The following is a 26,256-nucleotide window of genomic DNA, read 5'->3' as shown; positions in this document are numbered from 1 at the left end:
TTATCTTAAAGTGTAATCTGTAAATTATCAATCAATCTAGTTTTACCTAAAAACGCCGCTACTAATAACACCAGTTCGGTATCTTCATGCCCCGGTTGTAGTAAGGTATCTCTATTACGAATTTCAATATAATCGGGATTAAACCCCAAAGCTGCTAACTCTTGCTTATATTCATTAGTTAACTTATTGAAGTCTCTCCTACCCTCAGAAATTTCCTTAACTAGCCCTTGCATTTTTGTATACAAAGTAGGCGCTAACTTACGCTCTTCTTCCTTTAAATACTGATTTCTAGAGCTCATGGCTAGGCCATCTTCTTCACGGGTTGTAGCGACTCCGAAGATTTTCAAATTCATTGATAAATCTGTCACCATGGCTTTGATAACCTGTAACTGCTGAAAGTCTTTTTCACCAAAAAATGCTAGGTTAGGCTGGACCATATTAAATAACTTACACACTATGGTGGCTACGCCTCGAAAGTGCCCCGGGCGACTTGCGCCACATATCATGTAAGAAATACCAGGCACCTCTACAAAGGTTTGCTGCTCTAAACCTCTGGCATAAATATCACTCGCTTGAGGTAAAAATAAGGCATCTACAGACAGTTCCTGTAACAAGCGCTTGTCGTTTTCAATGGTTTTTGGGTAAGCGTCTAAATCTTCATCAGGACCAAATTGCATAGGATTAACAAAGATAGAAACCACCACAATGTCTGCGTGCTTCTTGGCTTCTCTAACTAAGTTTAAATGGCCTTGGTGTAAATTCCCCATTGTGGGCACAAAGGCAATAACTTTACTGGCGTTTTGCCAAGTACGTCTTATTTCTCGAAGATCGTTAATGTCGCTAATAACTTGCATAAAACTAGTTTACCTTGTTAGCTTTAATTAAAGCTGTGTTCGTCAGATGGGAAACTGCCATCTTGTACTTCTTGAATATATAATCTTACGGCTTCGCGCATGTCCGTGCTTTCTTTTAGATAATTTTTAGAAAACTTGGGCATATAGTTGGCGCTGATCCCAAACATATCGTGCATCACTAATATTTGACCATCAGTTTGAGCACCAGCTCCTATACCAATAACAGGTATGGTTAAACTCTCTGATATTTTTGCAGCAAGTGCGGTTGGAATACACTCTAAAACCAACATTTGAATACCAGCTTGTTCCAATTGAATAGCTTGCTCAAGAATACGCTCTGCTTGAAGGTCGTTTCTGCCTTGAACCTTAAAGCCACCAAATACATGCACTGATTGAGGGGTTAAACCTAAATGCCCACATACGGGTACACTTCGTTCTTGAAGCCCTTTTATCGTTTCCAGTAGCCATTCACCACCTTCAAGCTTAACCATACTAGCGCCAGCTCGCATTAACTCTGCCGCATTCAAATAACTTTGTTCGGGTGTGGAATAGGACATAAATGGCATATCAGCTACTACAAACGCTCTATCAACGCCGGCGAGTACCGAACGCGTATGATACGCAATATGTTCCAACGTGACGCTTAACGTATCTTCATCACCTTTAAGTACCATTCCTAAAGAGTCACCAATTAATAGAACGTCTACCCCTTGCTCATCAAATAATTTCGCAAAACTGGCGTCATAGGCAGTAAGAGCGGTAATTTTTGTATTGTCTTGCTTCATCTTTAGCAAGGTTGAAGTCGTCACTTTCTTCATTTGAGGTACCTCAATATTTATAGGATCAACACATTTTTGATCTTTGACATTGGCTATCGCCTAGGTATGCGCACTATACGGATTTTTTTATGAATTTCTAGAGTTCGCTATGGAGCGGTATTTTACGAAGTCCATTTTTCGGAACAAGCGCCACAATATCCTTCAATGCTTTGCCATCAGGTAAGACTAAGTCTGGGGAAATTTCAAACATAGGGTATAAAACAAACTCTCTTTGCTGCATGCCATAATGGGGGACCACTAAGCGCTCTGTACTAATGATTTGCTGACCATAAAGCAAAATATCTACATCTAAAGTTCTTGGCCCCCAGCGTTCACCTGTCCTTTGTCTACCTTGATCATTCTCAATAGACTGGGTGTGATCTAGCAAAACTTCAGGTAAAAGCATGGTCTCTATTAGCGCCACACTATTGACATAATCTGGTTGTTCCTGAGGACCCATAGGTTGGCTGCCGTAAAAACTTGAAACCTGTAGTAAACGAGAATCAGGTAAGCCTTTTAAAGCAGTAACTGCAGACTGCAACTGGCGTAATGGCTCAGCTAGATTACTACCTAAGCCAATATAAACGGGTATCATGCTTGAGGTTTAGGCTTTGGCTTACGGCGTTTTCGTGGACGCCTAGCAGCGCCGCCTTCTTTTTCGCGGAGTAGGTTTAGCATATTTTTACGGCCACCTTCATCTGCTTCTTGAAAATCAGTCCACCAATCCGCCAGCTCTAATAACTTGCCTCCCTCTACCTGCCCCCGCATTAACAAGAAATCATAGGCAGCTCTAAATTTAGGGTGCTCAAGCATCTGATACGCCCTACGACCATAACGCTTTGGTAAACGATTTTGTAATTGCCAGATATCACGTACTGGAATACTAAAACGCTTAGGGATCATAATTCGCTGAATTTGACGGTGCATTACATCATTCATTGCTAAATTAAAGGCATCAAAATGATTTAATCCGCCCTCAGCCATCAACTGCTGGCATCGCTCTTCTAGTGGGTACCACATAAAAGCAGCAAAAATAAACGCAGGTGTTACTCTTTGGCCAGTATTAATACGATTATCCGTATTAGTAAGTACCAACTCTACAAACTTAGCTTCTTTACCGTCTTGATGTACAAGTAGTGGAGCAAGCTGTGGAAATAAAGGCTCAAACAAATGGAATTTTGACAATAACTTGTAGGTATCTAACCCCTGCCCCGATAATAAAAGCTTGAGAACTTCTTCGAATAATCTGGCTGGCGGAATATTTGCCATCAACGGAGCCATAGCCTTTATTGGTGCAGCACTCTCTTTACTAATTTTCATGTTGAGCTTAGCGGCGAACCTAACGGCTCTCAACATTCTTACAGGATCTTCTCTATAACGTGTTTCTGGATCACCAATTAGCGCTATCTTCCGCTCTTTGATGGCTTGCATTCCACCAGCAAAGTCTCTAATTGAGTAGTCTGCAATATTGTAATACATAGCATTAATGGTGAAATCTCGACGCTGAGCATCTTCTTCTATGGAGCCAAACACGTTATCTCTTAGTAACTGACCATGGTCGCTTTGTTTGCTTACTTTAGATTCATCATCTTTGTTTTGATGGTGGCCTCTAAAGGTCGCCACTTCAATGATTTCACGGCCAAACACTATGTGCGCTAGCCTAAAACGACGCCCAATCAATCTACAGTTTCGAAACAGATCTTTAATTTGCTCAGGCGTGGCATCTGTGGTGACATCAAAGTCTTTAGGCTCTTTACCTAATAAAATATCCCTAACACAGCCACCAACTAAGTACGCTTGATAACCGCTATTATGAAGGCGATAAAGTACTTTTAACGCGTTATCACTAATCGCATCCCTAGAAACTGGGTGTTCAGTTCTGGGAATAATGGTGGCAACAAGAGGGGCAGGACCTGAACTAGCATTGCCACGCAATGCGCCTTTCACTTTGTCGATTACACGAGAAATAATATTGCTTTACTCCATAAATACGGGGCTGAAAAATGTGACGAAAAATTCGGCGCTAATCATATACTGTCTAGCTCGCCAATTCTATTATCAATACGGGCAGTTTTTGCAGATATCTGCCTTAAATTCCAGTGCTTCGTTGCCCAAGTAACTATACTCTCAGGCGTCTCAAGTCGATAAGCATCTGGTGCCGGCATTCCCAAAAATGCTAATGCGTCACACAAGTTCTTACTTGCCGAGCCTACATCAATTGCCTTGGCATGATTTTGCTTGCTGAGTTTTTTCCCCTCTGGTGTAACCACCACAGGAAAATGTACAAATACAGGGGGCTTAGCTTGAAACGCATTAAATAATGCTAACTGGAATATAGTTGCATCTAATAAATCAGCTCCTCTTGCCACCTCGGTTATGCCTTGCTGGATATCATCAACCACTACTGCTAGCTGATAAGCATACAAGCCATCTCTTCTTTTTAAGGTGAATTGCGCAGGTAATGCCTCTTTCTTAAATGTTTGGAGTCCAAGCAAGTTATCATCAAACTCCAATATTAGCGCTTGATGTTTAAATTTTACCGCAGATTTAGTCATGTCAAGGCTAAGTGCAGGACAAGGACATAGAGAGCCGTTTGGCAATGAAGATAATTGAGCGCGAGTGCATTGGCAAAAGTAGGTAAATCCTTGCTCCATTAGCCAATGTAACTTTTCTTCATAAAGATGAGTACGTGTGCTTTGGTAGGTTACAGTGTCATCCCAATGTAAGTGATGGGCTTCAAGGCAGGATAATATAGCTTGCGATGCTCCTTTTATTTCTCTTGGAGGATCGATATCTTCAATTCTAAGCAACCAGCGACCTTGCTGAGATTTACTCTGTAAGTAACTAGCTAAAGCGGTAACTAAGGAGCCAAAATGCAGTGGGCCAGATGGGGAAGGTGCAAAACGTCCAACATATTGAGACATATTTGAGGAGTAGCTGACTAAAGTATTTTCATTGAATATTAAGCACACTCGCTTTCACAAAAAGAAGCGATGTTTGCTCCTAAGCAGTAATTATTTTAGTAATATTTACTGCTTAGGATAGTGTGATATTAACCTTGAAGCTGCTTTTCTTTAATCTCAGCCATGGTCTTACAATCAATACACATATCAGCTGTAGGCCTTGCTTCTAAGCGCCTTACGCCAATCTCAATCCCACATGCATCGCAAAAACCAAAGTCGTCGTCTTCAATTCTTTTCAGTGTTTTTTCAATCTTCTTGATAAGTTTACGCTCTCTATCACGAGTACGTAACTCCAAGCTAAACTCTTCTTCTTGAGCAGCTCTGTCAACTGGGTCTGGGAAGTTAGCAGCTTCATCTTGCATGTGATGAACGGTGCGGTCTACTTCTTGACGAAGCTGATCACGCCATGCTGAAAGTAACAAGCGAAAATGCTCTAATTGAGCCTCACTCATGTACTCTTCGCCTTTTTTCTCTTCGTACGGCGCTAAACCGGCTAAGGCTAATAATCCAAGTGTTTTATTTGTTTTTGCTGTTGGCATCTGCCAAATCTCCTAAACGACGGCACTAGCTGCTTGTGCAGGCGGCTATGTATACCAGAAAGCCACTAAACAGGCAATTTTTTGCTCGTTTGTAATAAATAAAAAAAGAAAACAATTTTGAGCCAAAGATATTGGGGCAGCTGCTGATAAATCAACTTAATGGTCATCATTAAATATTAGTGCTTGGTTTATATAGATTTTTTCTGAGTTTATGGCGCTTCCATAACACAAAACTTCAACTCCATTCTCCATAGCGACTTTAAGCTCTTTGGCATAGTCAGGATCAATATGCTCGGCAACCTGTACTGTTTCGATGCCGGTGTGCTGCACACAGAACAACAATACTCCCCGGTTCCCATCAGCGACAACTTGTTGTAACTCCCGCAAGTGCTTTAAACCGCGAGTGGTTTTAGCGTCTGGAAAAAAACCACTATTACCATCTAATAAGGTCACAGATTTCACTTCCACAAAGCATTTGCCCTTATCAGGGTCTGTCAATAAAAAGTCTATACGGCTGTTCTCAGCGCCGTATTTAACTTCAGCTTTGATTGCTTCATAGCCTTGCAGCTCTGCGACAACGCCACTCTCAACAGCCTCAAGCACGAGAGCATTAGCCCTGTGAGTATTAATGCCTATCCAATCTTGTTTATCAGTTATTACCAGTTCCCATGTATAAGCTAATTTACGTTTAGGATTAGTACTAGGTGATAACCATACTTCCCACCCTGCTTCTGCACACCCTGTCATTGAACCCGTATTAGGACAGTGAGCAGTCACCAACTCACCATTTTCTAACTCTACATCAGCTAAAAAACGTTTATAACGCTTTAGCAGTTTTCCTTTAGTCAAAGGTAACGAAAATTCCATGCAATACTACTTTTTAGATGCTCAACCAATAGAGCATGGTATTGTATACCTAATCTATTTCATCCCAAAGACTCTAGATTTGAGCTAACTTAAACCATTTGGAATTTATATGTCTATTTTATCTATTTTACTTTCAAACCAAGCTGCTCCTGACTTTTATGCTCCAGGTAGCATACTTTCCATTGCAGCCGACAGTGCAACTATTCATTTATCAGAAGCAAAAAACGACTTACGTACAATTCAAAAGGCAGCACGGAGCATTGAAAATTTAGGCGCGGTAAAGGTTAAGCTAAAAGGAGAATGGGATATTGAACAGCAATGGGCGTTTGCAAAAAGTTTTAGCTCTATTAAAAAGCAACACACTATTACTTGGTGTGACAACAAGGACGCTAAAGAACTAGACAACCGATACCAAGCCATGGTTTTTACTCGTAACCTTGTCAACATCACACCTGAAGATTTATCTCCAACTGATTTAGCCGATAAGTGTAGTGACTGGATTTCATCTTTAGCAAAAGATGCAGTTAGTGTTAAAAGGTGGACAGGTGAGGAGCTAAAAGAACAAAACTGGATGGGTATCTATCATGTAGGCCGAGGCAGCACACGCCCACCGGTTTTACTTGAACTTGATTACAACCCAACAGGCAACCCAGATGCAGAGGTTGTAGCAAGCTTAGTAGGCAAAGGCATTACTTTTGATAGCGGTGGTTACAGCATCAAAAGCAGTGAAGGTATGCTGAGTATGAAATGCGATATGGGCGGCGCCGCGACCGTTACCGGCGGATTAGGCCTTGCCATATTACGAGGGTTAAACAAACGGGTAAAATTATTCCTATGCTGTGCAGAGAACTTAATTAGCGGCCATGCTTACAAACTAGGTGACATTATTACCTATAAAAATGGCACAACTGTAGAAATTGTTAATACAGACGCTGAAGGGCGCCTAGTACTGGCAGATGGCTTAATGGCCGCTTCAGAAACAAAATCACCACTCATTATTGATGCGGCTACCTTAACAGGTGCGGCTCAAGTTGCAGTGGGCACTGACTACAATGCATTTTTTGCATTAGATAAGGCCTTATGCACTCAAGTACTCGCCTACGCAGAACAAGAATGTGAGCCCTCTTGGAGCTTACCTTTAGAGCCTTGGCATAAAGATGCTTGCCCGTCTCCTTTCGCAGATACTGCCAATAGTCGCTCTCAAAAAGGTGGCGGTTCTGGCGGTGCATCAAATGCCGCTGGATTTTTATCTAGGTTTGTAAGTAATGATGGTAAAGGTTGGTTACACATAGATTTAGCTGCTGCATACAACGCCAACAGCACTGCCATGCTACCCGCAGGTGGCACGGCTCAAGGTATAAGAACAATAGCCAGAGCACTTCTAGAACAATAGCACCTAGCCCTACCCCTTTATAACTCAACTTATTTAGGGGTAGATTTTGTATTGCAGTTAAAGCCCGCCTAAGCGCTCAGCTAACACTTTATATTTTTCAACAGCCTCTTTTTCAAATAATGGACTACCGCTTGCGTCTTTATCTGCCGAAGGTAACAAACTTTCTCTTTCAAGCCTTTCAACTCTGACGCTTTGCACCCCTAAAAACTCTGCTACTTGCTCAACTGACATCAAACTCATTGGTTATTCCTCTTAATTTTTGGTTTATTCGATGAGTCATTCACAGCACAGCCTTTAGTTTCTGCGGATGTAAATTTTCATCAACTTTATTTAAAATCACATAAATAGATATAAATTTATTTACCCTATTAAATCATCAAGCCATTGAAGTTAAAACCTTTTTTAGCACTTAAAAAGTAATATTTGTTATATAAAAACATAACTAACTTAGACTCAAGCTAAGAAATTCACAACTAGTATTTGATGTCTAAGCATTGCTCAATAGCCATTTATTGAAGACAATAGCCCACTTTAAAAAACCTTGAGAAAACTAGAACGTTATGGATACATGGTCAGCTGCAGTCACCTTATTTCTCATTATGGATCCCCTTGGCAATTTGCCAATTTTCATGTCGGTTTTAAAAACAATAGAACCTAAAAGAAGAAGATTAATTCTCGCTAGAGAGCTTTTAATCTCCTTAGTGATTATGATGACGTTTTTGTTTAGCGGTCAGGCTGTACTTGATTTCTTAAACGTTAGACAAGAAAGCGTCAGTATTGCTGGCGGTATCATATTGTTCCTAATTGGCTTAAAAATGATTTTTCCACAACCTGGAGGGATTACGGGCTTGGCATCAGGTGAAGAACCTTTTATTGTACCGCTAGCTATACCTTTGATTGCTGGCCCCTCGGTATTGGCTGCCTTGATTCTGTTAGCAAATCAAGATAGCAGTAGAATGCTAGATTGGTCTCTGGCTTTAGGTGCTGCATGGTTCGTTTCTGCTACTATTCTAATGTTATCAGGAACATTTCATCGTTTATTAGGTGAGCGAGGCTTGACTGCCATAGAGCGTTTAATGGGTATGATACTCATCATGATATCCATTCAAATGTTACTTGATGGGATCGGGCATTATTATTCGTTAGGGTAAAAGCTATTTGAGCATGTAACGCTATGCCACTAACATTAAACAAAAAGAGATTAGATTGAACAACAAATTAAATATATTTCAACAGGTTAGAGAGTTAGAAAACTGGTACGCTGTTGCATTTTCTGCCACCTTGCTTGAAAGAATGTTACCTAACTATACTTTATTTTGTGAGGCAACAGAGTTTGCCGACCCAAGCCAATATCGCAATAGTTTGAATACTATCTGGGAGTGGTTATCCACCCCGAAAGCAAAAATAAACTTTTCGGCTCAGCTTGAAAAAATCGAAGAATCAGTCCCAGATGCCAATGACTTCGATAATTATGGAGTCTACCCAGCAATAGATGTAGCTATGTCGATGTCGGCTACTATCTTATTGATTCAAGGGGAAGATCCACAAGGGGCTGTTGTTGTCAGTAAGCTGTCTCAAGGTGGAGTAGAAGCCTTCATTGAAGCAAGTACTGATGAGCCATTAACCACATTAGAAATTAAACAACATCCTTTAATGCAGTGGGAAATTGAAACCCAAAAAGAGTTACTAGCACTCTTAAGTAACTCCCCCAAATCCGCTGAAACCTGTAAAAAGTTAAAAGCCTTAGCTACCAGTGAGGGTATGAGTAATATAGGCCTTGAAATTTAGGCTCGTTACTTATGAATCAAGTGGTCTTAAGGGGCCACTTGCTTATATAACCTAGATAGAATTTGAGTACTTTGTTTTTCTTTTAATAACTGCCATTGTGATGGCACCTTATACGTCCCCGCACTTGGCTCACATTCAATGTAAATAAGACCTTCCTCTTTTAATAAACCTTGCTGAACAATCCTATCGATTACATTTGGCAATAGCTCTTTATTAAATGGAGGATCTAAGAAAACAAGATCATATGGCTGCTGCAATTGCTTCAGTACATCTAGAGCATTACCTTGCTTAATAGAAAACTGCTCAGCTGACAAAGACAACAGTTCTGCATTACTTTTTAACTGATGAGCGGCTTTAGTATCTAACTCAATATAAGTGCAATGTTCTGCGTACCTAGACAAAGCCTCAAAACCTAAACCTCCGCTGCCAGCAAATACGTCTAAACACCTAGCCCCAGCAATACTTTGCATAAGCCAGTTAAACAACATCTCCTTGTTTCTATCTGTTGTCGGCCGTAGGCCAGTTACGTCAATAACCGGAAGCTTACGTCCTCTGAATTGGCCACTAATAATGCGCACAGAGCCCGTCGTTTTGACAGCTTTTTTGCCATTGTGCCTGAATGATTGTTTTACGCCTCGCTTCATGAAAGGTAGAAATGCTATTATTAGAAATAAGATGTAAATAGTGTACTCAATTAGTCCAAGGATTTCTCACCGGTATGTCAAAGTTTTTTAAATGGCTTAAAAAAGATAAGCAGCAAAACGAGCCAGAAGCTAACAATGAAGAAGCAATTCAATCAGATAGTTCTACACAAGCACCGTTAGACACAGAAATAGAGAATTTACATTCTGATACAGTAGAGCCTACTTCCCCCAAACAAGAAGACACCATTGAGCCAGACTCTGGTAATGATGAGGTTGTGCTTGAAGCAGAGCAAGAACCAGTTGCACCCGCGCAAGCTACCGATACATCACAAACTATACCCGCAGAGCCGTCAGTTGTTGAGACAAATGAATCTACTGCAGATACAGCTTCTCAAGAAAAACAGCAAAAACAGAGCTTTTTTAGTCGCTTAAAACAAGGCTTATCTCGCACCAAAGAAAGTATTGGCAGTGGAATTGTTAGCTTATTCAAAGGTAAAACTATAGATGATGAGCTATTTGAGGAATTAGAAACTCAGCTATTAATGGCTGATGTGGGAATGAACACTACAGTCAAAATTATTAAACAGCTGACTGAAAGCTCAAGCCGTCAACAACTAAAAGACGGTGATGCCCTATATCAAGTTATGAAAACACAAATGGCCGAGATCCTAGATGGGGTTGATGCTCCCCTAACGCTAACTGCGCCATCTGGGCCTTTTGTGATCTTAATGGTAGGAGTAAACGGTGTGGGTAAAACCACTACTATTGGGAAAATGGCCAAACAATTTCAACAACAAGGTAAGAAAGTCATGTTAGCGGCAGGCGATACCTTCAGAGCAGCAGCGGTAGAACAACTGCAAGTATGGGGTGAGCGAAACAACATCCCAGTGGTAGCCCAACAAACAGGCTCGGATAGCGCATCAGTCATCTTTGATGCCTTCCAATCAGCTAAAGCCAAAAATATTGATGTATTGATTGCAGATACAGCGGGACGTCTACAAAATAAAGATCACCTGATGGAAGAGCTTAAAAAAGTGGTTCGTGTAATGAAAAAGATTTCACCGGAAGCTCCCCATGAAATCATGCTGACATTAGATGCCAGTACAGGACAAAATGCCATTAGCCAAACCAAACTTTTTAATGAAGCTGTAGGACTAAGCGGGATCAGTTTAACTAAGTTAGACGGCACGGCAAAAGGCGGGGTTATTTTTGCGATAGCTGATCAATTCGATATCCCCATTCGCTATATAGGCGTAGGTGAAGGTATTGATGATTTAAGACCTTTTAACAGCAAAGACTTTGTAAATGCTCTATTTACAGAGTCGGAAGATTAACTTTAATAGACCAATAAACCCATAATATGATTAAGTTTGAACAAGTAAGTAAAACATACCCAGGCGGCCAACAGGCATTAAGAAAAGTAAATTTTCATATTGAGCCTGGGGAAATGGCTTTTCTTACTGGGCATTCAGGTGCAGGGAAAAGTACTTTATTAAAACTAATTTCAATCATGGAACGACCAACTGTCGGTAAGGTTTTTATAAATGGTCACGACTTAGCTAGTATCCAGCGTAAACAAATCGCCTATATTCGCCGTGATATAGGCATGATTTTTCAAAGCCATCAATTGCTAATGGATAAAAGTGTTTTTGACAATGTGGCCTTACCTTTAGTGATAGAGGGCTATTCACATAAAGAAATTGCCAAACGAGTCCATGCAGCTCTTGAAATGGTTGGCTTAAGAGACAAGGTTAAAAATTTACCCATGATGCTTTCAGGCGGTGAACAGCAAAGAGTAGGCATTGCACGAGCTGTGGTCAATAAGCCTCCTTTATTGTTGGCTGACGAGCCTACCGGTAATTTAGATCCAAAGTTATCCATGGAGATCATTAGGCTTTTTGAAGATTTTAATCAGGCTGGAGTCTCTGTCTTTATCGCAACCCATGATCTTGGCTTAATTGCTCGAATGAAATATCGGACCCTTACCTTAAAGCAAGGGCAAATGATCACTGACGGCTTAACAGATGACCTAGAGAGTGACCAACTCTATGTCTAAACAAAGCTTCCTAAATACACCACTGACATTTTTTGCAGAGAAAAAATCACTATGAGTATTTTGTTTAAAGGCCGAGTACAAGGTGCGCAAGTTTCTCAAATATCACTTTATCAAAGAATTTTAATGTTCTTTATCAGCCATGTTAGGCAGGCCTTAAGTAGTTTAGGGGCCATGTGGCGCTCAAGAGCAGCCTCACTGATGACAATAGGGGTGTTAGGTTTAAGTATAACCTTACCTACAACCTTGTATGTGATGGTGAAAAATGCCGAGAATATTAGTTCTGGATGGGAAGAAGCGTCGCAAATTTCGTTGTTTCTTAAACCAAATATCAGTCAAGGTGACATAGATCAGTTACTAAAACGTATTCAGTTATGGCCAGAAATAGACGCAATTAACTTTATATCAGCAGACCAAGCACTAGATGAATTTAAGAATATGTCGGGGTTCGGGGATACTATCTCTTATCTTGATGAAAACCCACTCCCCAATGTAATACTGGTTACCCCCACCAGCAGACACGCAAGCCCAGTGACAGCTAGGGTACTGCTAGATAAATTAAGAAGTGAGAGAGAAGTTGATATTGGTAAGTTAGATATCGAATGGTTAGAACGCTTACACGCATTACTCAATGTTGTAAAAAATTTGGTGTCTGTGATAGCAATACTACTCTTTTTGGCAGTAGTACTTATCATTGGAAATACAATAAGATTAAATATTCTTAATAAAAAAGATGAAATTTTAGTTATGAAGCTAGTGGGGGCTACTGATGCTTTTATCCAGCGCCCTTTCATGTACACAGGGTTTTGGTATGGCTTGTTAGGTGGTTTGCTTGCTTGGATAGCTGTTATGGTTTTACTTTTTGGGATGAGTAGCAGTATTACAGCTGTGAGTGAGTTATATCAGAAAAACTTCCACATTACGGGTGTTGATTTCAGTACATTCTTGTCTGTGATAGGAATCTCAATCTTTTTAGGGCTAAGCGGTTCGTTATTATCTGTGAAACGCCATGTGCGAGAAATTGAACCTAAATAGCCACAAAGCAGAGGCTAATTTAAAGTCTTAATCACACTTTTTAGTTAACATTGCCTGTATGTTTTTAATCTGCCCATCATTTTTAGCTGGCTGCAAATCGAGTATACAGCTCAACATATTGTAAACTTCAATATTATCGAAGGGCTTGGCTTCAAACCCTTTCTTAAATGCCTTTCCTGAGGCAATAAAGGTTGCCTGCATTAAGGGATGTTTATTGTCATATCCATGGGTAGCAATAGAACGGCTAGAGCCCTTAAATGAGGTAGGGGCCTGTTTGCTTTTACTTGCGTATAATGTCCACCCTACATCAGCTAGCAACATAAGGTCAGGTCCTCTGTCTGGGTGGTCAAAATGATAGTCTTTGGGAAACGCACCACGGCGTAACACTTTCATATTGGGATGTTTATCCGTTAACTTGACAACTGCGCCTGCTATTTCTGCCTTGTTGCCATAAAGATTTAAAAAGGGGGCGTACACTGTATCGCTACTTTTGGACCAATCAGGCACAATAAAAGGAGATAAATCAATCCACTTGTCTAGATTAACTACTCTATCATCGGATAAATTAGCCATCCCATGATCAGAAACCACAACTAAATTTACATCATCATATAGACCTAATGCTTTTAACCCAGACATAAGCTCCCCTATATGATGGTCGACTTTTTTAATTGCAGCTAGTTCTTGCGCAGAGCCAACACCATAAACATGGGCTGCAGTATCAACCGCCGAAAAGTATAAGGTCACCAACCTAGGGCGCTCATTAGAGGGCAAAGCTAGCCAGCCTAGCACTTCTGTTACTCGCTCTGCATAATCTTTACCTTGGTTAAAAGGCTTCCAATATGTTGGCGCAATATTATCGATAGAAACTTCAGAGCCAACCCAAAAGTATGTAGCTGATATGACTCCTTGCTTTTCAGCCGTAATCCAAATTGGCTCACCCTGCCACCAGTTAGGATCTCGGGTATGTAAAGAACGATTGAAAGTTTCACTTAACTTTCTGTCGTATGGATAATTAGAAACCATGCCATGATGCTCTGGATGTAAACCAGTAGCTAAAGAATAAAAATTCACGAAAGTTTTAGAGGGCATAGCCGGATACATGTTTGCACGAACGCCCTGCTCAGCAAGCATTTGTAGATTGGGAGCAAAAGCACGCTCCAGCGAGTCAGCTCTGAGCCCATCTATCCCAATCATTAATACTATGGGCTGCTCGTGATTAGCCTTAGCAATACTGCTAACAAGAAGGCCAAGTATGCATAAAACCTTAAACATCTTGGTCTCCATACTAATATTGAACAGGGGTGTCCGACATTCTAAGCTTTGCCGTCACCGTCTTCAGCTGTTTGCTCTCCAACATCTGTAGATTGCTCTAAAAAGTCTACCTCTACACCATCAACCCGCTGTAAGCCTCTAGGTAATTTATTACCTCTACGACCTCTTTCACCTTGATAATGAGTCAAGTCAGCTGCTGACAATGTCATACCACGCTTACCAGCTAAGACTTTGACATTCGCGCCCTCTGGAACTACAACCAACTCTTTTACATATTCTTCTCTGGACTGGGCTTTAGCCGCTGGAATACTAATAAGTTTATTTCCCTTGCCTTTCCCTAAGCTGGGTAAGTCTCTTAATGGGAACATCAACATACGTCCTTCGTTAGATACAACCAAACACCAATCACTTTTCAAGTCATAGACAGGTTGAGGCTTAAATACTTTGGCGCCAGTAGATAGAGACAAGTATGCTTTACCCGCTTTATTTTTGCTGATCATATCGCTAAATTTACCAACAAACCCATATCCAGCATCTGATGCCATTAGGTATTGTTGCTCATCTTGCCCCATCACTACATGTTCTACATTTTCACCACCCACAATATTAAAGCGACCAGTCAAAGGCTCGCCTTGGCTTCTGGCGGAGGGTAAACCATGGGCATCACAAGAAAACGCCCGACCTGATGAGTCTAAAAATACAACTTGTTGATTACTTCTACCTTTAGCGCTTGCTTGATAACTATCACCAGCTTTATAACTCAAGCCTTTAACATCAACATCATGACCTTTCGCACAGCGTGCCCAGCCTTTTTCTGAGAGCACTACAGTCACGGCTTCAGATGGAATAAGCTCTTTTTCTGTTAAGGCTTTAGACTCGCCTCTTGCAACAATTGGTGAGCGTCTGTCATCACCGTATAACTCTGCTGCAGCTAGAATTTCTTTTTTAATTAAGGTTTTAAGACGACGGTCTGAACCAAGTAAAGTTTGTAATTCATCACGCTCTTTTGCTAACTCATCTTGCTCACCCTTAATTTTCATCTCTTCTAACTTAGCCAAGTGACGAAGCTTTAAGTCTAGGATGGCTTCAGCTTGAATTTCTGTTAGTGAAAACTTAGCGATCAACTCTTGTTTTGGTTTGTCCTCGTAACGAATAATACGGATAACTTCATCTAGGTTTAAAAATGCAACCATTAAACCTTCAAGAATATGTAGTCTTGCTAAAACCTTATCTAAACGAAACTGTAAGCGTCGAGTTACAGTATCTTTCCTAAAACTTAACCACTCGGTTAATATGGTTCGCAAGTCCTTCACTTGTGGGCGGCCATCAAGGCCAATCATATTAATATTGACTCGATAACTTTTTTCTAAGTCTGTTGTTGCGAACAAATGCTGCATTAATTGCTCGGTATCAACACGGTTCGATCTTGGGGTGATTAACAGGCGCGTTGGATTTTCATGGTCAGACTCATCTCGCAAGTCGCTTACCATAGGTAGCTTTTTAGCTTGCATTTGCGCCGCAATTTGCTCTAAAACTTTGCCGCCAGATGCTTGATGAGGTAAGGCTGTGATAATAATATCGCCGTTGTCCTCGGTATAAACAGCGCGCATTTTTATAGAACCACGGCCGGTTTCATAAATTTTAGCTATATCTTTCTTGGGCGTAATAATTTCGCCGTCTGTAGGGTAATCTGGTCCTTCAACAAACTCTAATAAGTCCGATAGCTCTGCTTTGCTATTATCTAGTAAATGGGCACAAGCATTAGCAATTTCTCGCACATTGTGAGGTGGGATATCTGTAGCCATGCCCACAGCAATCCCAGTAATACCATTTAGCAGTATATGAGGGAGCCTAGCCGGTAGTACTTTAGGCTCATCTAGGGTTCCATCAAAATTAGGCTGCCAATCTACTGTCCCTTGGCCCAGTTCAGATAACAATACTTCACTAAACTTAGATAATCGTGACTCGGTATAACGCATAGCGGCGAAAGATTTAGGGTCATCGGGTGCTCCCCAGTTACCTTGCCCATCAACAAGAGGATAACGATATGAAAAAGGCTGAGCCATCAAGACCATGGCTTCATAACAGGCTGAGTCACCATGGGGATGGAATTTACCCAATACATCACCTACGGTTCTGGCGGACTTTTTGTACTTTGCAGCATTATTGAGGCCCAACTCTGACATAGCATAAATGATACGTCTTTGAACCGGTTTCAAGCCATCGCCAATATGTGGCAATGCTCTATCCATGATGACATACATGGAATAATTTAAGTAAGATTCTTCTGTAAAACGGTGCATCGAGAGCTGTTCGATACCGTCTTTATTTATGATTGTGTCTTGACTCATGGGAGGCTATTTTCACCGTTTTTATTGTCGTTATAATTGTTGTTGATTTGAGCATAATATCGCGTATCTAGATTACCTTATAAATGCCACCAATTAAAATATATCAAGCATAAGGCTTTTATTAAAAATCCATAATTTGCCATCTAACCTCAACGAGTGGTTTAATAATCACAATCTTTTTCAGCCGTTGGCCTTTCATGCTAGTTCGATTTTCTACTTTTTTGCTTTTGTTACTATTAGTGTTACCTAGCCCTTCAAAAGCGCAGAGCGAGGTGCAGCTAATATCAACTCAGGCCACAGTGCAACTTTCATCAAGTTTAAAAGTCCTCAGAGAAGCAGACAAACAGTTAAGCTTATTCGATGTTAGAGATCAGTTAGGACAATTTATATGGCACCCAACTCACCAACAAAACTATGGGTTTTCATCCTCTGGTGTGTGGCTATACACCACATTGAACAATGTCACAGATGTTAATGAATGGGTCATTGATCTTGGCTATGCACAACTAGACAAGGTTGATATATATGCAATATCAGAAGATAAACTTATTGCTCAAACCAGCCAAGGAAAGCTAAGAGCAAGTGCTAAACAGCGCTTTCCTACGCTGGAGCTGTCTTTACCCTACGCCAAGCCAGTAGAACTATTTATTAGACTTGAAAGTCAACACTCGAGCCTCATCGCTCCCATAGACATACAAACTGCAGAAAAACACGCCGACGCTTTGTTTTTTGACAACCTTTTTTGGGGTGTATTTTATGGCGGCATGCTAATGCTGGCGTTATACAACCTCATGCTCTTCATCTGGATCAAAGACCGCAGTTTATTTACATTTATTGGCTATACCGCGGCAATTGTTGTTTGGCAATTTATCTGGGGGGGACATGCTCATCAAATAGTATCGTCCCCTATTTCTATATGGATATGTTCACATACCGATCTTATTTTTATTTTTTTAGGAGTGGGATCAGGTTTTTTCACTATCAGCTTTTTAGAAGGGCGACATTCAGCGCTTTATTCATGCATCATTATTCGCATTACCTTAGGAATATTTCTGCTTCTAGGCCTACTATCTATATTTGATATCTTAGAACCTGTACTTCAAACCTCTGCTGTTTTGTCTACCTATGTGCTCTCAACTGCTATATACACCTATGCGGGTATTGAAAGCAGAAAGAACAATAAAAATACGGCCTCCTATTTTATTATTGCCTGGCTTATTTTTGATGTTTGCATGTTAATAGCCTTAGGTAGCCTACTTTCTTTATACCCATCAAACGCAATTACAGCCTATGCTTTTCAAATAGGGTTATTTTCACAGGCATGGCTGTTTTCATTAGCTCTTGTGAGTAAAAGCCGATTTAAGTTAGAGGAAGAAATTGAACAAGCGACCGAGGACCTACGTAATAATATTGAATTAGTCGAAGAGCAAAATGTACGTCTTGATATAGCTCGTAAAGATGCCATTGAAGCTAGCCATGTTAAATCACAATTTCTAGCGAACATGAGCCACGAAATCCGAACCCCATTAAACGCAATACTAGGGTTTAGTAAAGAGCTTCACTCCGACTCACTTCCACCAGAGCGACAAGAGCAAGTCAGTATTATTAATGCGGCGGCTGATAACCTACTTAGCATAGTCAATGATGTACTCGACTTTTCAAAAATTGAAGCTAAAAAGCTTAAGATTAATAACCACCCATTCTCACCCACTGTCGTTCTAGAAGATATGGTGAGCATAATGGCCAAATCAGCTCATCTTAAAAACTTAGAATTTATATACGATGCCAACCCTTTACCAGAAAAGCTCATTGGCGATAGTTACCGGATAAAACAAATCCTGAACAACTTATTAGGGAATGCCCTTAAGTTTACTGACCACGGATATATAAAATTGTCAGCATCCGGTTCTGAAAAAGCCCATGGGATTTATGAGCTAGTGATTAAAGTGGAAGACACAGGTATTGGTATTAGTCGCGAGGACCAGCGTAAGTTATTTGCTGCTTTTTCACAGGTAGAAGACGCTCTAAACCGCTCATATCAAGGCACTGGCTTAGGGTTAGTTATATGCCAAGAGTTAGTTAACCTGATGCGCGGTGAGTTAACACTAAGTAGCTCTCCCGGGATCGGTAGTATATTTACGGTTACAGTACGTACCAATTTACTTAATCGTAACTTATCTCTAAGTGCAACAAGTGATTGGCTAGACAAAAATATTGTCTATTTTGACCCCTGCCCACAGGCTCGTCATGCGTCAGTAAAACTATTGAAGAATATGGGAGCCAATGTGACAGGTGCCGAATCCCTGGCCTATCTACGCTCACTGCGACAAGCCTACGACTTAGTATTTGTTAGTATTCCTAACAGCAAAGAAAACCTATTACCTAGCATTCTTGAGGCAACACGCCAGCTAGACTCTACTAATACAGTAATCTTGTATTCTGATGAAGACTCTTTATCTAAAAGAGATGATTTATCCCAATACTTCTCTCATAAAATACGCTTGCCTCTTACGCTAAGGAAACTAAATAGTCTGTTACATGCGCCAGAAGAAAGCCCAACAAATAAGCTGCAACAAAGGTTAGAAGTACTGCCAGCTGCAAAGGTATTAGCAGTGGATGACATGGAAATTAATCTAAGGCTACTTACTACCTGGTTAAAGAATACCAATCTACAACTCACCTTAGCTTTTAGTGGTATGGATGCCGTTGAGCAATGTAAGGAAACAGAGTTTGATTTAATTTTGATGGATGTGCAGATGCCAAACATGGACGGATTACAAGCGACAAAACTCATCAGGCAAACTAAGTTAAATATAGGCACACCTATCATTGCCGTGACAGCCCATGCATTTAAAGAAGAACAAGATAGATTATTATCTTCTGGTATGGATGATTACTTACCTAAACCTATTAACTTGTCAGACTTGATAGATTTAATTAAACGTTGGTGCCAAATTAATGAATCTAACGAATCTCAACTGTTAAGTTTTGACTGGGAGTTGGCGTTAAAACGAGCTAACCATAACGAAGAAGCTGCTAAAGACATTTTAGATAGGTTTGTGCAACAGCTACCAGAGTTAACAGAAGCCATTTTATTTTCCAGGCAAGAACAGTTGTATGAAGATATGTTAGCTAGAGTGCATCAGCTACACGGAGCCTGCTGTTACACTGGCGTACCAGCATTACACGCTCTATGTGAAGAAATAGAAACAGCATTAAAAAATAAACAGTACAAGGACGCATTTTATAAGGCCCCAGAGTTAAAAACTGAGTCTTTAAACTTACAGCTTGCTGTAGAGCAAGCGAAAATAATTTAAAGATAAACAACGAGACTAGCTAGTTTGAATATAAGACCTGCTCTTGGCATTGTCTTAATAAAACCACAAAGTCACTTTCAGGCCTATCTAATTCTGACACTGGTATATATAAATCATACCCCAAGCGCTGCCGTAATTTTGTCATACGGTTAGCGAACATAGCCTGTATGCCTTTATAAATTTTACCTTGATTACTTTTATAAACGTCATCCTCTAGTAACTCATCACTGTAACAACTTCCTGTGGCACAGTTATCAGACTCGGCAGGCATGTTGTGAAACAACAAAGGACGTTGCTCCATTAAGATATTACTCATCAAGCGAGGTGACATATTTTCTATTAAAGGAACATAGTCTTTCACTTTAAGGGCGACCATATTTAATGGCTTTCTTTCAAATCCAGATGTGACAACTGGTACATCAATTCTTTGAATACTGTCCCAAGGCAAAGCCCAACTACCATTTTTATGTTGATAGCGAATACTCGTTTTTGACAATAGGAAACTAAATTGAGGCTCTCTGTATTTAACCCAAGCAATTAAAAAAGCCACAATTGAAGCACTCAGTAAAAACACCCCAACTAAATAATAGGCCTCAGGTAGGCTTAGTAGCATAACCACAGCCATCACAAACAGCATGAGTCCTATTAACCCCGTGACAATAACATTGCGTTTACCATGACTACGGATTTCGATCACCTCTTCCATCCTTACCCCCAAATTAACATGTAAACCACACAAACGAAGATAGCCCAAATGACCATAGCTCGGCCCCGTTTGCACTTAATGCAATCAGTTTGCCACCAACTTTTGGCTTTATGTTCAGAAGTCATATTCAGGGATACCTTTAGTTTTATGCCTTATCCTACCAAGCATAAATTCAATAACACAATCACCAAAGATGTAAAAAGCTTGTATGGGGAGGTTTCTACTTTAATAAACGGAACTAAGACTATTAGCAATTATTACTAAAGTGGAGAGCAAAGTATGGATACTTTGTCATAAACAGCTGAAAAAATAGCCCGCTCGGCGAGCTATTTGCTCAATTTTGTGTGATTCAAACGCTGTAAATTACTTTTCATTTGCAAGAAAAGAATACACATTGGTTGCTTCGCGTTCTTTAGAAAAAGACACTAAGTCAACGCCATTACAACGCATACCGTTAGCTGCAGTTAATCGTTTCAAAACACGCTTTGAAGAACCCGCAACAACGCCAATACGGCTAGTTATACTACGCTCAAACATAGCAACGTCATCTTTTACTACAGCTTCACATAAATCTTGATAGCTTAAGTCACCAACATACTTGATGTTTTCACTGTCGCCCATTTTAGCGTTTGCACCTAGAGCAGCAAATACCAGAGATAAAGCAATTATCTTTTTCATTTCAATCCATCCTACTAAATTAACTAAAAGTTCTTAATGTAAACGACTCTGTGCCGCACTTAATTAATGACTGATCTAGAGGAAAATACTGTTCTTTTATTGTTTTCAGTAAGTGAATATCATGTAAATTACAATGCTACACTTTTATGAAAACCGTAACTAATTGATTTATATATAATTTATTAAATTATATATTTCAAAAAAGAATAAAAACAACAAAATAAATCACAAAAAACTCTATAAATAAAACAGAAAATATTTGTAATTATTGGCATGAAAACGGTTATTAACAAAAATTTACAAACAATTACACAAAAGGATACAAATATTACCGGCCTAAAATATTCTATAGTTAATTATGAGCCATTTATTTAATCTGAACTTGAAAATTTAAGTCTTGGATTTCTAGTAAATTAAATGCAGATTAAGCGAGACGCCAAGTCACCTAACGATTATAATTTACCGAAAATTTCCGTTTAAATTTAACTATGACAAACCATTATAAACTCCTACCTGAATGGGCAACTCAAGAATCAGTAATACTTGCTTGGCCAGATAAACAAACTGATTGGCAACCTTGGCTAGAACAAGCTCGAGGGGTTTATCTTGATTTAATACGGCAGCTTAATTTGGCAAGTGTCCCAGTGATTTTATTAGTTAGACAAACTGAAATCGATGCTTGTCTTGGCCTTGTACCTAAAAGTGCCAATGTCTTAATAGTAGCTGCAGATTTTGATGATACTTGGCTTAGGGATTATGGATTCTTGAGTATCTCAAACGGCGAATCTGTCACTCCTATAGAATTTACGTTTAATGGCTGGGGAGATAAGTTTGATGGGAGTAAAGATAACGGCATCAACTCCACAGTACTGCAGCATCTGTGTAAGGAAGCTATACGGAAAATAGATCTAGTACTGGAAGGAGGCGCCATTGAAATAGACCAAGCTGGCCACCTGATTTCTACTGCTTTATGTTTACAAAACCCTAAGCGCAATGGCAATAAGTCCTTAACTGACTATGAGCGAGACTTTACCTCTTACTTAGGAGCCACTGCGACAACTATTTTCCAACACGGTCATTTAGAGGGTGATGATACTGATGGTCATATTGATACATTGGTACGGTTTACACCAAACAAGGGGCTAGTCGTGCAAACTGCCTTTAACAACCCACAAGATCAACACTATGAAGGTTTACATGACCTACTGATAGAATGTAAAAGTGCATTTGCACAACACCAAATATTTGAATTGCCCTTACCTCACATAGTCAATAGTGAAGGGAAAAGGCTCCCTGCATCATATGCAAACTTTTTAATTTCAAATAAACATGTTTTATGTCCTGTTTACCAACAGCCCGAAGATGAACTTGCCTTAGAAACAATAAAAAAAGCCTATTCAGGTTTTAAGGTGATTGGCATTAACTGTTTGCCATTAGTGCAACAATTTGGCAGTTTGCATTGCATAACAATGCAAGTCCCTGAAGGGGTAATTAAGCCTGAAATATTACAAAGTGTCTCAAATGGAGTCCGTATTTATGAGTAAAGATCAACTAAAAGTAGGCGTTGTTCAGCAAGCAGTAAAAAACAACGACAAACAAAAAAACTGGCGCCACAGTAGCGAACAGATAACCAAATTAGCGGCCCAAGGGTGTGAACTGGTGTTGCTACAAGAGTTACATAGTACCTTATATTTTTGCCAGCAAGAAGATACAGACAACTTTGACTTGGCTGAGCCTATTCCTGGACCTGCAACTGACTATTTTGCAGCATTAGCTGCAAAATTAAACATAGTCTTAATCACCTCATTATTTGAAAAACGAGGCTCTGGGCTGTATCACAATACCGCTGTAGTATTTGACCGAGACCAAGGTCTTGTAGGCAAATATCGCAAGATGCATATTCCGGATGATCCAGGTTTTTACGAAAAATTCTATTTTACACCCGGCGATATGGGGTTTGAGCCTATTCAAACCAGTGTTGGCAAACTAGGCGTGCTTGTATGTTGGGATCAATGGTATCCAGAAGCGGCAAGGCTTATGGCAATGGCTGGCGCAGATATGCTTTTCTACCCTACAGCAATTGGTTGGGATAAGACTGACACTCCCGAAGAACAAACTCGTCAATATGAAGCTTGGCAAACAATACAACGCTCCCATGCCGTAGCGAACTCTATTCCTGTAGTAGTTGCCAACAGAACAGGGTTTGAACCTTCTCCTGTTGCTGGAGATCCCGGTATTCAGTTTTGGGGGCAAAGCTTTGTAACTGGGCCTCAAGGGGAAATTCTTGCAAAAGCCAGTGAAGATCAAGAAGAAAACTTAATTGTTGAAATCGATCTACAAAGAACAGAGCAGATAAAGCGTATTTGGCCTTACTTCAGAGACCGCAGAATCGACGCCTATAGTGACCTAAGTAAACGCTGGCGTGACTAAGGTACAGACACCCGATACTCTGCAGCTAAAGCTTAATGACAATATTGCCATTAAGCTTTAGCGCTAGGGCGACTGCTAACAGACGCATACCAGCGTTTTAAGTTAGGATGCTTTTCAGTTAGTTTAATATTCACGACTCGGGCAAAATCTAGCGCACATAGCGCCGTTATATCAGCGATACTATATTTATCACCAGCGATATACTCAGACTCCCCTAAACGCCTCTCTAATACCATTAAGAATCCAGTTGCGTTTTTACCTGCAACCTCCCCATACTCTTTTACGGGAGTCATTCTGTCTTTAAAATACCCTGTGCTATGCTGAAAACACATACCAACCTGCCCAAAAAAGTATAACTCCACTTGCCTATGCCACATGTCTATTTGCGCTTTTTCCAGAGCAGTGGTTCCCATCAAAGCAGGTTCGGGTTGAATCTCCTCAAAGTATCGACAGATAGACGCCCCCTCACTAATACAATTTCCATCATCTAGCTCTAATATTGGAATTTTCCCAACCGGGTTTTTGGCTCGCATCTCTGCAGATAAGTTTTCTCCTTTTTGGAGATCCACTTGGATATACTCCATTGGGATGTTTTTTTCAGCTAAAAATATTCTCACTCGCCTAGGCGATGGAGCTGTTTTAGTATCATAAATTTTCATTGCTTAACCTTCCTATACTGCATTGTTTTTAAGCTAGCGCTGCCCTTCAATAGCCCATAAATTAGATATTATGTTTACAACAGTAGATTAATTTTGAGTCTTTTCCCAAGCTGCTAACTTTTCTTGGCTATATTTTTTTATGTCCTGATGCTTACGACTCACCCACCACATTTCCATTAAGCGCACATTCTTTTCATTACTTTTATAAAAAAGGTCAAAAAAATCGCCAACAACAGGAATAAGGCCTAGTAAAAAATCAATCAAAATATTTTTTAACATACTAAAAATTAGTGACTTGGGGACTCCCATTTTCATAGCCAAACGAACTATGAACATTGAAACACAGGCCATAATAAAATCACCAACACCTGGAATTAGGCCAATAATAAAATCTAAACCGAGTCTAATTCCGATGACAGGTATACGTATTTTATTATCACTTAAATTAGCTAGCGCCTGCGCTCTTAAAAGCTCAGGGGGAGCACGAAAGTCTTCAGTCATAATTAGCCTATACTTTGTAATATTTGACCACAGAACCATGCCATATAAGTGCCAACTGTATAACCTAATACGGCCAGCATAACAGCGACTGGTGCTAAAGAAGGATGAAATGCTGACGCAACAATAGGTGCTGATGCTGCCCCACCAACATTGGCTTGGCTACCTACCGCCATATAAAAGAGTGGCGCTTTTATCAACTTCGCTACAATCAACATTAATGATGCATGTATTACCATCCAAATCGCACCGATAACAAAGAACAAGGGCTCTTCAATAATCATAGTGACATCCATTTTCATACCAATTGTTGCTATCAATAGGTACAAAAATACTGAGCCTAATTTAGATGCACCAACACTTTCTAAGTTACGCGCTTTTGTGAAAGAAAGGGCAATCCCAATGGTACTTGAGAAGATGATCATCCAGAAAAACTTACTGTGAAAACTGAATTTTGCCAAGCCAGGAAAATGCTCAACAAAATAAGGAGTTATGTTGTCAGCAAAAATATGTGCAGCCCCAGTTACTCCAAAGGCAACCGCTGCAATTAACATCAAATCTGTAACTGTGGGGATCCGAGCATGTTTTGCTTGAAAGCTACTAACCTTATCTTTCAACTCATCTATAGCACTAGTATCTGCGCCAGTCTTAGCATCGATTGCTTTAGCGTTGGCAGCCATGACTAACAATACTGCCATCCATAAATTAGCCACTATTATGTCGACTGTGACCATAGCTGAAAACATTTGGTCTCCAGCCCCATAGATTTCTTTCATTGCAGCTTGGTTTGCACTTCCTCCAATCCAACTACCAGCAACTGTTGTCATTCCCCTCCAAACAGCTTGAGGACCATCTACTCCCACTAAGTCTGGAACAAAAGTGGCTACTACCAACAAAGCAATAGGGCCTCCGATCACAATGCCTAGTGTCCCTGTAAAAAACAAAATAACAGCTTTACTACCCAGCTTTGAAATAGCTTTAAGATCAACGCTTAGGGTTAAAAGCACTAAACAAGCGGGCAATAAGTAACGAGAGGCTACAAAATAAAGTTGCGATTTCTCTCCATCAATTAATCCAAAGGTATTTAACAAAGAGGGTAAAAAGTAACAAAGCAAAACCGAAGGAACAAACATATAGAATTTGCGCCAGAAAGGCGCATTGCTGCTCGCGGTATAAAAAACCAAGCCCAACAAAATGGTGAGGATCCCCATTATGGTGGCATCGTTTGTAAAAAGAGGGGTATGAGCTATAGCTTGCTCTGCTAGTTGGGGTGTCGCCATGAAAAATTCCTGTCCTATTACTACGCCCTATAAAAGTAACGTAGTATTTATCGTTATTATTGTTTGAATGCCATGCCTACTATTTTTGGCAGTGCTAACCTTATGTTA

At 40.2% G+C, this 26,256-nt stretch carries 25 protein-coding genes; 9 read left to right on the top strand and 16 right to left on the bottom strand.

Translation table 11 applies throughout. The annotated features are described in order from the left end of the window. Nucleotides 1-5: 5 nt before the first annotated feature. The 7 genes from panC to sfsA all read right to left on the bottom strand — a co-directional run bounded on the left by panC (nucleotide 6) and on the right by sfsA (nucleotide 6,041). The gene (panC, locus tag ACMUMK_RS01620) at nucleotides 6-854 is read right to left on the bottom strand and encodes a pantoate--beta-alanine ligase (protein ID WP_414699383.1); all 849 of its coding nucleotides are present in this window, start codon (nucleotides 852-854) and stop codon (nucleotides 6-8) included. Nucleotides 855-877: 23 nt separating this feature from the next. Further along, nucleotides 878-1,672: a 3-methyl-2-oxobutanoate hydroxymethyltransferase gene (gene panB, locus ACMUMK_RS01615; RefSeq protein ID WP_414699382.1), complete on the bottom strand. Its 795-nt coding sequence runs from the start codon at nucleotides 1,670-1,672 to the stop codon at nucleotides 878-880. Nucleotides 1,673-1,769: 97 nt separating this feature from the next. Next, entirely contained in the window at nucleotides 1,770-2,267 is a 498-nt protein-coding gene (folK, locus tag ACMUMK_RS01610) for a 2-amino-4-hydroxy-6-hydroxymethyldihydropteridine diphosphokinase (RefSeq protein WP_414699381.1), read from the bottom strand. Next, complete coding sequence (gene pcnB, locus ACMUMK_RS01605; RefSeq protein ID WP_414700309.1) at nucleotides 2,264-3,559, bottom strand: polynucleotide adenylyltransferase PcnB; 1,296 nt, start codon at nucleotides 3,557-3,559, stop codon at nucleotides 2,264-2,266. Before pcnB ends, folK begins: the two co-directional genes overlap by 4 nt. A gap of 140 nt (nucleotides 3,560-3,699) precedes the next feature. Continuing rightward, complete coding sequence (gene gluQRS, locus ACMUMK_RS01600; RefSeq protein WP_414699380.1) at nucleotides 3,700-4,596, bottom strand: tRNA glutamyl-Q(34) synthetase GluQRS; 897 nt, start codon at nucleotides 4,594-4,596, stop codon at nucleotides 3,700-3,702. 128 nt (nucleotides 4,597-4,724) lie between these two features. Continuing rightward, on the bottom strand, nucleotides 4,725-5,174 hold the full coding sequence (gene dksA / locus ACMUMK_RS01595; protein WP_414699379.1) for an RNA polymerase-binding protein DksA: 450 nt from the start codon (nucleotides 5,172-5,174) through the stop codon (nucleotides 4,725-4,727). Nucleotides 5,175-5,330: 156 nt separating this feature from the next. Then, nucleotides 5,331-6,041: a DNA/RNA nuclease SfsA gene (gene sfsA / locus ACMUMK_RS01590; protein WP_414699378.1), complete on the bottom strand. Its 711-nt coding sequence runs from the start codon at nucleotides 6,039-6,041 to the stop codon at nucleotides 5,331-5,333. Nucleotides 6,042-6,150: 109 nt separating this feature from the next. On the opposite strand from sfsA, the gene pepB reads away from it, so the two are divergent. Beyond that, entirely contained in the window at nucleotides 6,151-7,434 is a 1,284-nt protein-coding gene (gene pepB, locus ACMUMK_RS01585; protein WP_414699377.1) for an aminopeptidase PepB, read from the top strand. 57 nt (nucleotides 7,435-7,491) lie between these two features. Here pepB and ACMUMK_RS01580 read toward each other — a convergent pair whose 3' ends face one another. Continuing rightward, on the bottom strand, nucleotides 7,492-7,674 hold the full coding sequence (locus ACMUMK_RS01580) for a helix-turn-helix domain-containing protein (RefSeq protein WP_414699376.1): 183 nt from the start codon (nucleotides 7,672-7,674) through the stop codon (nucleotides 7,492-7,494). A gap of 320 nt (nucleotides 7,675-7,994) precedes the next feature. On the opposite strand from ACMUMK_RS01580, the gene ACMUMK_RS01575 reads away from it, so the two are divergent. Both ACMUMK_RS01575 and ACMUMK_RS01570 read left to right on the top strand, forming a co-directional pair. Beyond that, the gene (locus ACMUMK_RS01575; protein WP_414699375.1) at nucleotides 7,995-8,585 is read left to right on the top strand and encodes a YhgN family NAAT transporter; all 591 of its coding nucleotides are present in this window, start codon (nucleotides 7,995-7,997) and stop codon (nucleotides 8,583-8,585) included. A 55-nt stretch (nucleotides 8,586-8,640) separates the two neighbouring features. After that, nucleotides 8,641-9,222 (top strand): YjaG family protein, encoded by a 582-nt coding sequence (locus tag ACMUMK_RS01570; protein WP_414699374.1) that lies wholly within the window; start codon nucleotides 8,641-8,643, stop codon nucleotides 9,220-9,222. Nucleotides 9,223-9,248: 26 nt separating this feature from the next. On the opposite strand, the gene rsmD is transcribed toward ACMUMK_RS01570, so the two are convergent. After that, on the bottom strand, nucleotides 9,249-9,866 hold the full coding sequence (rsmD, locus tag ACMUMK_RS01565; protein ID WP_414699373.1) for a 16S rRNA (guanine(966)-N(2))-methyltransferase RsmD: 618 nt from the start codon (nucleotides 9,864-9,866) through the stop codon (nucleotides 9,249-9,251). 74 nt (nucleotides 9,867-9,940) lie between these two features. Here rsmD and ftsY point away from each other — a divergent pair, with 74 nt between their 5' ends. From ftsY to ftsX, 3 genes are read left to right on the top strand one after another with little or no spacing between them, the layout of a single operon-like run. Next, nucleotides 9,941-11,200, top strand: a complete 1,260-nt coding sequence (ftsY, locus tag ACMUMK_RS01560) for a signal recognition particle-docking protein FtsY (RefSeq protein WP_414699372.1) — start codon at nucleotides 9,941-9,943, stop codon at nucleotides 11,198-11,200. A gap of 26 nt (nucleotides 11,201-11,226) precedes the next feature. After that, nucleotides 11,227-11,922, top strand: a complete 696-nt coding sequence (gene ftsE, locus ACMUMK_RS01555; RefSeq protein WP_414699371.1) for a cell division ATP-binding protein FtsE — start codon at nucleotides 11,227-11,229, stop codon at nucleotides 11,920-11,922. Nucleotides 11,923-11,973: 51 nt separating this feature from the next. Further along, nucleotides 11,974-12,954 (top strand): permease-like cell division protein FtsX, encoded by a 981-nt coding sequence (gene ftsX / locus ACMUMK_RS01550; protein ID WP_414699370.1) that lies wholly within the window; start codon nucleotides 11,974-11,976, stop codon nucleotides 12,952-12,954. 27 nt (nucleotides 12,955-12,981) lie between these two features. On the opposite strand, the gene ACMUMK_RS01545 is transcribed toward ftsX, so the two are convergent. Both ACMUMK_RS01545 and parC read right to left on the bottom strand, forming a co-directional pair. After that, the gene (locus ACMUMK_RS01545; protein ID WP_414699369.1) at nucleotides 12,982-14,229 is read right to left on the bottom strand and encodes an alkaline phosphatase family protein; all 1,248 of its coding nucleotides are present in this window, start codon (nucleotides 14,227-14,229) and stop codon (nucleotides 12,982-12,984) included. A 41-nt stretch (nucleotides 14,230-14,270) separates the two neighbouring features. After that, nucleotides 14,271-16,580: a DNA topoisomerase IV subunit A gene (gene parC / locus ACMUMK_RS01540; protein ID WP_414699368.1), complete on the bottom strand. Its 2,310-nt coding sequence runs from the start codon at nucleotides 16,578-16,580 to the stop codon at nucleotides 14,271-14,273. 197 nt (nucleotides 16,581-16,777) lie between these two features. Between parC and ACMUMK_RS01535 the strand changes: the two genes are divergently transcribed. Next, a complete protein-coding gene (locus ACMUMK_RS01535; RefSeq protein WP_414699367.1) occupies nucleotides 16,778-19,897 on the top strand; it encodes a 7TM diverse intracellular signaling domain-containing protein in 3,120 nt (1,039 codons plus the stop codon). Between the two features lie 19 nt (nucleotides 19,898-19,916). Here ACMUMK_RS01535 and ACMUMK_RS01530 read toward each other — a convergent pair whose 3' ends face one another. Together ACMUMK_RS01530 and ACMUMK_RS01525 are read right to left on the bottom strand one after the other, a co-directional pair. Next, complete coding sequence (locus tag ACMUMK_RS01530; protein WP_414699366.1) at nucleotides 19,917-20,603, bottom strand: DUF2982 domain-containing protein; 687 nt, start codon at nucleotides 20,601-20,603, stop codon at nucleotides 19,917-19,919. A gap of 363 nt (nucleotides 20,604-20,966) precedes the next feature. Continuing rightward, nucleotides 20,967-21,281, bottom strand: coding sequence for a hypothetical protein (locus tag ACMUMK_RS01525; RefSeq protein WP_414699365.1), 315 nt, complete (start codon nucleotides 21,279-21,281; stop codon nucleotides 20,967-20,969). Nucleotides 21,282-21,769: 488 nt separating this feature from the next. Between ACMUMK_RS01525 and ACMUMK_RS01520 the strand changes: the two genes are divergently transcribed. Both ACMUMK_RS01520 and ACMUMK_RS01515 read left to right on the top strand, forming a co-directional pair. Next, the gene (locus ACMUMK_RS01520) at nucleotides 21,770-22,825 is read left to right on the top strand and encodes an agmatine deiminase family protein (protein ID WP_414699364.1); all 1,056 of its coding nucleotides are present in this window, start codon (nucleotides 21,770-21,772) and stop codon (nucleotides 22,823-22,825) included. After that, nucleotides 22,818-23,711, top strand: a complete 894-nt coding sequence (locus ACMUMK_RS01515) for a carbon-nitrogen hydrolase (RefSeq protein WP_414699363.1) — start codon at nucleotides 22,818-22,820, stop codon at nucleotides 23,709-23,711. Before ACMUMK_RS01520 ends, ACMUMK_RS01515 begins: the two co-directional genes overlap by 8 nt. A gap of 50 nt (nucleotides 23,712-23,761) precedes the next feature. On the opposite strand, the gene ACMUMK_RS01510 is transcribed toward ACMUMK_RS01515, so the two are convergent. From ACMUMK_RS01510 to ACMUMK_RS01500, 3 genes are all read right to left on the bottom strand, one after another. Next, a complete protein-coding gene (locus tag ACMUMK_RS01510) occupies nucleotides 23,762-24,370 on the bottom strand; it encodes a glutathione S-transferase family protein (RefSeq protein WP_414699362.1) in 609 nt (202 codons plus the stop codon). A gap of 87 nt (nucleotides 24,371-24,457) precedes the next feature. Continuing rightward, the gene (locus ACMUMK_RS01505; RefSeq protein ID WP_414699361.1) at nucleotides 24,458-24,871 is read right to left on the bottom strand and encodes a DUF4112 domain-containing protein; all 414 of its coding nucleotides are present in this window, start codon (nucleotides 24,869-24,871) and stop codon (nucleotides 24,458-24,460) included. Nucleotides 24,872-24,873: 2 nt separating this feature from the next. Beyond that, a complete protein-coding gene (locus ACMUMK_RS01500) occupies nucleotides 24,874-26,118 on the bottom strand; it encodes a DUF819 domain-containing protein (RefSeq protein ID WP_414700308.1) in 1,245 nt (414 codons plus the stop codon). Nucleotides 26,119-26,256 lie beyond the last annotated feature (138 nt).

Origin of the sequence: Paraglaciecola sp. 2405UD69-4 (assembly GCF_047525415.1) — a bacterium.
GTDB lineage: Bacteria > Pseudomonadota > Gammaproteobacteria > Enterobacterales > Alteromonadaceae > Paraglaciecola.
The sequence above is the reverse complement of the archived record's forward strand: the minus strand, read 5'-3'. Positions and strand labels throughout refer to the sequence as shown.

Coding starts and splice junctions, on each gene's coding strand:
- ACMUMK_RS01545 (WP_414699369.1), bottom strand. CDS start 14,229: ATGTTTAAGGTTTTATGCATACTTGGCCTTCTTGTTAGCAGTATTGCT.
- folK (WP_414699381.1), bottom strand. CDS start 2,267: ATGATACCCGTTTATATTGGCTTAGGTAGTAATCTAGCTGAGCCATTA.
- ACMUMK_RS01535 (WP_414699367.1), top strand. CDS start 16,778: ATGCTAGTTCGATTTTCTACTTTTTTGCTTTTGTTACTATTAGTGTTA.
- ACMUMK_RS01515 (WP_414699363.1), top strand. CDS start 22,818: ATGAGTAAAGATCAACTAAAAGTAGGCGTTGTTCAGCAAGCAGTAAAA.
- ACMUMK_RS01520 (WP_414699364.1), top strand. CDS start 21,770: ATGACAAACCATTATAAACTCCTACCTGAATGGGCAACTCAAGAATCA.
- ACMUMK_RS01510 (WP_414699362.1), bottom strand. CDS start 24,370: ATGAAAATTTATGATACTAAAACAGCTCCATCGCCTAGGCGAGTGAGA.
- pepB (WP_414699377.1), top strand. CDS start 6,151: ATGTCTATTTTATCTATTTTACTTTCAAACCAAGCTGCTCCTGACTTT.
- ftsY (WP_414699372.1), top strand. CDS start 9,941: ATGTCAAAGTTTTTTAAATGGCTTAAAAAAGATAAGCAGCAAAACGAG.
- ACMUMK_RS01580 (WP_414699376.1), bottom strand. CDS start 7,674: ATGAGTTTGATGTCAGTTGAGCAAGTAGCAGAGTTTTTAGGGGTGCAA.
- panB (WP_414699382.1), bottom strand. CDS start 1,672: ATGAAGAAAGTGACGACTTCAACCTTGCTAAAGATGAAGCAAGACAAT.
- rsmD (WP_414699373.1), bottom strand. CDS start 9,866: ATGAAGCGAGGCGTAAAACAATCATTCAGGCACAATGGCAAAAAAGCT.
- ftsE (WP_414699371.1), top strand. CDS start 11,227: ATGATTAAGTTTGAACAAGTAAGTAAAACATACCCAGGCGGCCAACAG.
- dksA (WP_414699379.1), bottom strand. CDS start 5,174: ATGCCAACAGCAAAAACAAATAAAACACTTGGATTATTAGCCTTAGCC.
- parC (WP_414699368.1), bottom strand. CDS start 16,580: ATGAGTCAAGACACAATCATAAATAAAGACGGTATCGAACAGCTCTCG.
- gluQRS (WP_414699380.1), bottom strand. CDS start 4,596: ATGTCTCAATATGTTGGACGTTTTGCACCTTCCCCATCTGGCCCACTG.
- ftsX (WP_414699370.1), top strand. CDS start 11,974: ATGAGTATTTTGTTTAAAGGCCGAGTACAAGGTGCGCAAGTTTCTCAA.
- ACMUMK_RS01575 (WP_414699375.1), top strand. CDS start 7,995: ATGGATACATGGTCAGCTGCAGTCACCTTATTTCTCATTATGGATCCC.
- panC (WP_414699383.1), bottom strand. CDS start 854: ATGCAAGTTATTAGCGACATTAACGATCTTCGAGAAATAAGACGTACT.
- ACMUMK_RS01525 (WP_414699365.1), bottom strand. CDS start 21,281: ATGAAAAAGATAATTGCTTTATCTCTGGTATTTGCTGCTCTAGGTGCA.
- ACMUMK_RS01530 (WP_414699366.1), bottom strand. CDS start 20,603: ATGGAAGAGGTGATCGAAATCCGTAGTCATGGTAAACGCAATGTTATT.
- ACMUMK_RS01505 (WP_414699361.1), bottom strand. CDS start 24,871: ATGACTGAAGACTTTCGTGCTCCCCCTGAGCTTTTAAGAGCGCAGGCG.
- sfsA (WP_414699378.1), bottom strand. CDS start 6,041: ATGGAATTTTCGTTACCTTTGACTAAAGGAAAACTGCTAAAGCGTTAT.